The sequence below is a fragment of the Streptomyces sp. NPDC047981 genome (assembly GCF_040653315.1).
Taxonomy (GTDB): domain Bacteria; phylum Actinomycetota; class Actinomycetes; order Streptomycetales; family Streptomycetaceae; genus Streptomyces.
Genome location: NZ_JBEZNQ010000174.1, coordinates 1 through 4,531 on the forward strand (window position 1 = coordinate 1; position 4,531 = coordinate 4,531).

5 protein-coding genes and 3 pseudogenes are annotated in these 4,531 nt (G+C 63.5%); 2 read left to right on the top strand and 6 right to left on the bottom strand.

All coding sequences use genetic code 11. The features are described 5' to 3' along the window. Positions 1-200 precede the first annotated feature (200 nt). Positions 201-416: pseudogene (locus AB0E14_RS39400) on the bottom strand (ISAs1 family transposase); the annotation flags it as partial. Between the two features lie 276 nt (positions 417-692). On the opposite strand from AB0E14_RS39400, the gene AB0E14_RS39405 reads away from it, so the two are divergent. Beyond that, positions 693-1,442, top strand: a complete 750-nt coding sequence (locus AB0E14_RS39405; protein ID WP_362430309.1) for a transposase family protein — start codon at positions 693-695, stop codon at positions 1,440-1,442. Between the two features lie 43 nt (positions 1,443-1,485). Here the strand turns inward: AB0E14_RS39405 and AB0E14_RS39410 are convergent, their stop codons facing one another. The 5 genes and pseudogenes from AB0E14_RS39410 to AB0E14_RS39430 form a co-directional block, all read right to left on the bottom strand. Continuing rightward, positions 1,486-2,052 carry a hypothetical protein gene (locus AB0E14_RS39410; RefSeq protein WP_362430312.1) on the bottom strand — a complete coding sequence of 189 codons (567 nt, stop codon included), beginning with the start codon at positions 2,050-2,052 and terminating at the stop codon, positions 1,486-1,488. A 247-nt stretch (positions 2,053-2,299) separates the two neighbouring features. Beyond that, positions 2,300-3,107, bottom strand: a pseudogene (locus tag AB0E14_RS39415) (transposase family protein). Positions 3,108-3,158: 51 nt separating this feature from the next. Continuing rightward, positions 3,159-3,542: a transposase family protein gene (locus tag AB0E14_RS39420; RefSeq protein WP_362430321.1), complete on the bottom strand. Its 384-nt coding sequence runs from the start codon at positions 3,540-3,542 to the stop codon at positions 3,159-3,161. Beyond that, the gene (locus AB0E14_RS39425; protein ID WP_362430315.1) at positions 3,463-3,660 is read right to left on the bottom strand and encodes a hypothetical protein; all 198 of its coding nucleotides are present in this window, start codon (positions 3,658-3,660) and stop codon (positions 3,463-3,465) included. The genes AB0E14_RS39420 and AB0E14_RS39425 overlap by 80 nt, the downstream gene beginning before the upstream one ends. Then, positions 3,660-3,917, bottom strand: coding sequence for a transposase family protein (locus tag AB0E14_RS39430; protein ID WP_362430318.1), 258 nt, complete (start codon positions 3,915-3,917; stop codon positions 3,660-3,662). Before AB0E14_RS39430 ends, AB0E14_RS39425 begins: the two co-directional genes overlap by 1 nt. On the opposite strand from AB0E14_RS39430, the pseudogene AB0E14_RS39435 reads away from it, so the two are divergent. After that, positions 3,864-4,299: pseudogene (locus AB0E14_RS39435) on the top strand (helicase); the annotation flags it as partial. The gene AB0E14_RS39430 and the pseudogene AB0E14_RS39435 overlap by 54 nt on opposite strands. Positions 4,300-4,531: the final 232 nt, after the last annotated feature.

The following is a 4,531-nucleotide window of genomic DNA, read 5'->3' on the forward strand; positions in this document are numbered from 1 at the left end:
GTCCCACCAGCAGACCGCGGACCTGAACCCACGACGACAGAGGTGAGCACCAGGCCTGCCGGAGCCCTCGACGTCTCACCGCTTACCGTGCACGAGCTCGTAAGGGCTGTCCCGTAACTGCTGGTCGGGGATCGCATCTGGTTCACTGGGCTGGTGCCGTGCCAGGGCTTCGGCGTAGTCAGGTGACGCCCGGTTTGTGATCACTTGAGGCCGAGGGCGGCGAGGGGTCGTCGGGGGTCTCGGGCGTTGTGCCGGAGACTGGCCGCGATGTTCTTCGTTCCGGCTGTCCGGAGGGCGCCGATGGCGAGGCTGCGCCAGGTGGCCATCGCGCGGGGCGGGTTGCCGGTTCGTACTTGGGAGGCGTCTTCGGCGAAGGTGGTGTCGCGGACGTGGTGCAGGGCCTCGATCGTCCAGTAAGGATCTTCGGAGTGGTCACCGATCGGGTGACGGCCTGATCCACGGAGGCCGAGCGCGACCGCAGATCAGAGACGGATCAATTCCACAGAGCCGTTCACCCTCTGGAGTGGCCGCTGAGGAGGCTCATTGAGCTTCTTTCATCCTGTGCTGATGGGTGAAAGGGGCTGGTCAGTGAGGGTGGTGACGGCAGGGCCCCTTGTCGTTGGCGTGGTGATTCCACTCATCACACCGGCGACCGAAGGGGCCCTGTGGTTTCGTGTCCTGCCAGGCTCGATGTGTCACATGAGCTGGTCGAGTATGTCGTCTGGCTGCTGCACGAGCACGGGCAGGCCCGCGACACCCGCTGGCGCAAGCTCGGCTGTTTCAAGCGGGCGCTTCTCACGCTGGTGCACCTGCGAAAGGGCGAGACGTTCTCGCGGCTCGGGGCCGGTTTCGGTCTATCCCAGGCCACCGCCTGGCGCTACGCCGACGAGACCTCGGACGTGCTGGCCGGCTGGGCACCCGGTCTCCAGCAAGCCCTCACCGGGCTCGGTGAAGGGAACCACGTCATCGTTGACGGCACTCTCGTCCCGATCGACCGGATCGGCGCGGACGAGCCGTACTACTCGACGAAACACCGCAAGCACAGCATGAACGTGCAGGTCATCGCCGCCGGGACGGCACACCGCTCTGGCTCTCCCGCGCCACTCCAGACAGAACCCCATGACCTGACCGCGGCCCGCTCTCACGGCATCGTCCAGGCCTGCCTGACCCGGCAGATCCTCCTCCCCGCCGACCGCGCCTACCAGGATGCCGGCGCCACGATTCGCACCCCGTACTCCCACCACCACCAACAGCCCGCCCACCACCAGCAGTTCAACCGCGACCACACACAACTGAAAGCTCCCCGGAGAACGCGCCTTCGCACAGCTGAAGTCCTGGCGACTACTCCGCCGAGCCAGATACTCCACCCACCGCAACGGCACCACCGTCCAAGCCATCCACACACTCCTGACCTGCCACAATTCAGGATGAAAGAGGCTTAATAAGTCATCTTTGGCATCTTTGATGGGATTCGTCCGAAGTGAATCAGCGACGGATTTCTTTCTTGGACCTCCCTGAAAGGTAGTTCCGTGCCCTTTCTCCGTATTCTGGATCGTTGCATTCCACAACGTATTCGCCGTGTATTGATCGCCCGGGAAGGATGCCGGGGAGGGGGTTGTGTCCGTGTCCCAACTTCATGATCCATCCGTGAGCAAGGGCGAATCTCGATAGGTAGTCCACCTCATCGCGATCCCCGATAGCGATCCGGGTGGAATTGTATTTGTCATTGAAAAAGAGGAACGGTGCCGCACTTCCCACGGGCAGTTGTTTGAGTTTGGCCATGTTCGACTTATCCAGATCCCTCAATCCTGCCAACCTGCACATTTCGAACACTACTTTCTGCTGACATTGATCAAGGTGGGCTCCTGTGAGTAGATTATGGTAGATGAAGTTTCGCGTCGCTTCATCTAGAGGATGCCACCACGGTTGCCCCGCAAGGAAATCCTGTATCCTCCATTCTTCGGCATTTCCCGAGTCTTGGTGGGGAAGGTCCTGGAGTTCGCGAAATGATTGCTCGATGTACTCTTTATGGAGTGCGAAGTTGGTAAACATCTGTTGTCCTTGAAGGTATTTAGGTGACGGTTGGAATGTACTTCATCCTTTCACGCTACCGGCATCGAAGCGGGCAGACGGATGGGCAGAATATGGAGCACATTTGAGCTTCTTCAACGGCCACACCAGGGGGTGATCGCCTCTCCCAGGTTGACCTGGCCGCTGAGCTGCGGAAGCAGCCAGCTCCGACGGATGTTGCCTTCACCACCCGATCGTGGGCGCTCTGAAGAGGCTCAGTGAGCCTCCTTCATCCTGAATAGTTGTAGGTCAGGAGTGTGTGGACGGCTTGGATGGTGGTGCCGATGCGGCGGGTGGAGCATCTAACTCGCCGGAGTAGTCGCCAGGACTTCAGCTGCGCGAAGGCCCGTTCCCCGGGAGCTTTCAGCTGTGCGTGGTCGCGGTTGAACTGCTGGTGGTGGGCGGGCTGTTCGCGGTGGTGGTAGTAGGGGGTGCGGACAGCGCCGCCGGCGGCCTGGTAGGCGCGGTCCGCCAGGAGCAGGATGTCCCTGGTCAGGCAAGGCTTGGATGATGCCGTGGGCGCGGGCCGAGGTCAGATCGTGGGTGCGACCTGGCAGGGCGCGGGAGAACAATAGGGGGCGTGCCGTCCGGACGGGCGATGACCTGCACGTTCATGCCGTGCTTGCCGTGCTTTTGGGAGTAGTACGGCTCGTCCGCGGCGATGCGGTCGGTGGGGATGAGAGTGCCGTCAACGATGACGAAGTCGCCTTCACCCAGCCCGACGAGGGCCTCGTACAGGCCCGGTGCCCACGCGGCCAGAAAGGCGAGAGTCTCGTCGACGTACCGCCAGGCGGTCGCCTCCGAGACCCCGAACCCGGCCCCGACCTGCGCGAACGTCTCATTCTTCCGCAGATGAGCCAGCGCTGGCAGGGCTTGCTTCAAACAACCGAGCTTGCGCCAGCGCGACTTCACCTCATGCCGCCGGTCGTAGATGAGCCAGGAGACATGCTCGGCGAGCTCATGCGGGCGTCGAGCGTGGAAGGATACGAAACCGACAGAGCCCCCGGGCCGTCGGCAGTGTCGAGTGGAATCAACACTGCCAACGACCGGGGGCTCTGCCACGTCACCACCCCAGCTGACCAGCAGCTTCACCCGTCAGAGACAGGTTGAAAGACGTTCAGTGCGGATCTGCAGCGTCGCTTCTCGGGGGTGAGGACGGCTTTGGTGATTGGTGTGAGTCGGTTGGGGTTGATCCGGGCTTTGCGGAGGATCTGCCAGGTCTTGAGCGGGGCGGAGGCGCGCTCGATGGGGAAGCGGAGACGTGCGTGTGCTCGGTTGACGGCTGTTTGTCTGGTGGTGAGGGGGCGTCCGAGGTGGCGTTTGAACGGTACGTGGAATGTGGCGCAGGCTGCGGTGTTGGCCTTGTCGGCGAGGACGGGGATCCGTAGTTGTTCACAGGTGGTGGCGATGCGGTGGGTGCGGGCGGCGGTGTTGTCGACGGTGCGGCCGGGCAGTGCGGGTGAGTACCAGATGAGCTCGCCTGCGGGGGTCGGTGTCGGCCTGGATGTTCACGCCGTGTCGTCGGGTCTTGCCGGAGTAGTCGCGTTCATGGTCGCCGACCCGGTCGCCGTCGGCGATGGTGCGGTCCATCAGGTCGTATGCGGGGCGTGCCCGGGGCAGGGTATGTGTCGGGGACGGTGCCTTCGGGGCGAGAAGTCCGATCGCGTCACGCTCTGTGCATAGGTGTGGGCGGTGCCCTTGCTGATAGGGAAGCCGGCGGCGAGGTTCGTGTAGGTGGTGTGCTCGCGCAGGTAGACCAGGGTGATGATGGCGCGTCGAGGGTCGCAGCTTGCACCGGCGAACGCGGAGTCGAGGCTGTCTGCTTTGCCGACACCCGCGGCTCCCAAGTTGAGATCGTCCAGAACATCGGCCGGGCGCTCCGCCTCAACAAGGACGGCTCCACGAAGGTGGCCAGGATCATCGTGCCGGTCTTCCTGGCGCCCGGCGAGGCCCCCACCGACATGGTCGCCAGCGCCTCGTTCCGCCCCCTTGTGGCGGTCCGCCAGGGCCTGCGCTCACATGGCGAACGTCTGTCCCGGGCGCTCACGAGCGGGAAGCGCACGGTCCACGTCCGACGCGACGAGGCCGGGCACATCACCGGCTGGGACGGTGAGCGAAAAGACCAGGACAGCGATCCCGCCGGCGGCAAGGGCGAGTCGCTGCTGCTGCACTTTTCTTCTCCACGCGACCCGGCGACGATCGCCGCCTTCCCGTACCAGGGTCTACCGGATCACTGAGCTCTTTCAGAGTGGTCACTGATCGGGTGACGGGCCAGCGTCCCGCAACGCACGAAGCTCGTGTGCCGTTGAGAGAGATGTTCGACGTCTCAACTCATCAGCTCAGGAGCTGTCGGCGTACAAGTGAACGTGGCTCTGGCAAGAATTCCGTAGGCGGAGATCATCTCGGTGACACGGTCAGCCGCTCCGCGTAGCGGCGGCGGAGGTGGGCGATCAGAACGACG

Excerpts from the sequence above, each read along its gene's own strand:
- AB0E14_RS39410 (WP_362430312.1), bottom strand. The coding sequence starts at position 2,052 with ATGTTTACCAACTTCGCACTCCATAAAGAGTACATCGAGCAATCATTT.
- AB0E14_RS39425 (WP_362430315.1), bottom strand. The coding sequence starts at position 3,660 with ATGGACCGCACCATCGCCGACGGCGACCGGGTCGGCGACCATGAACGC.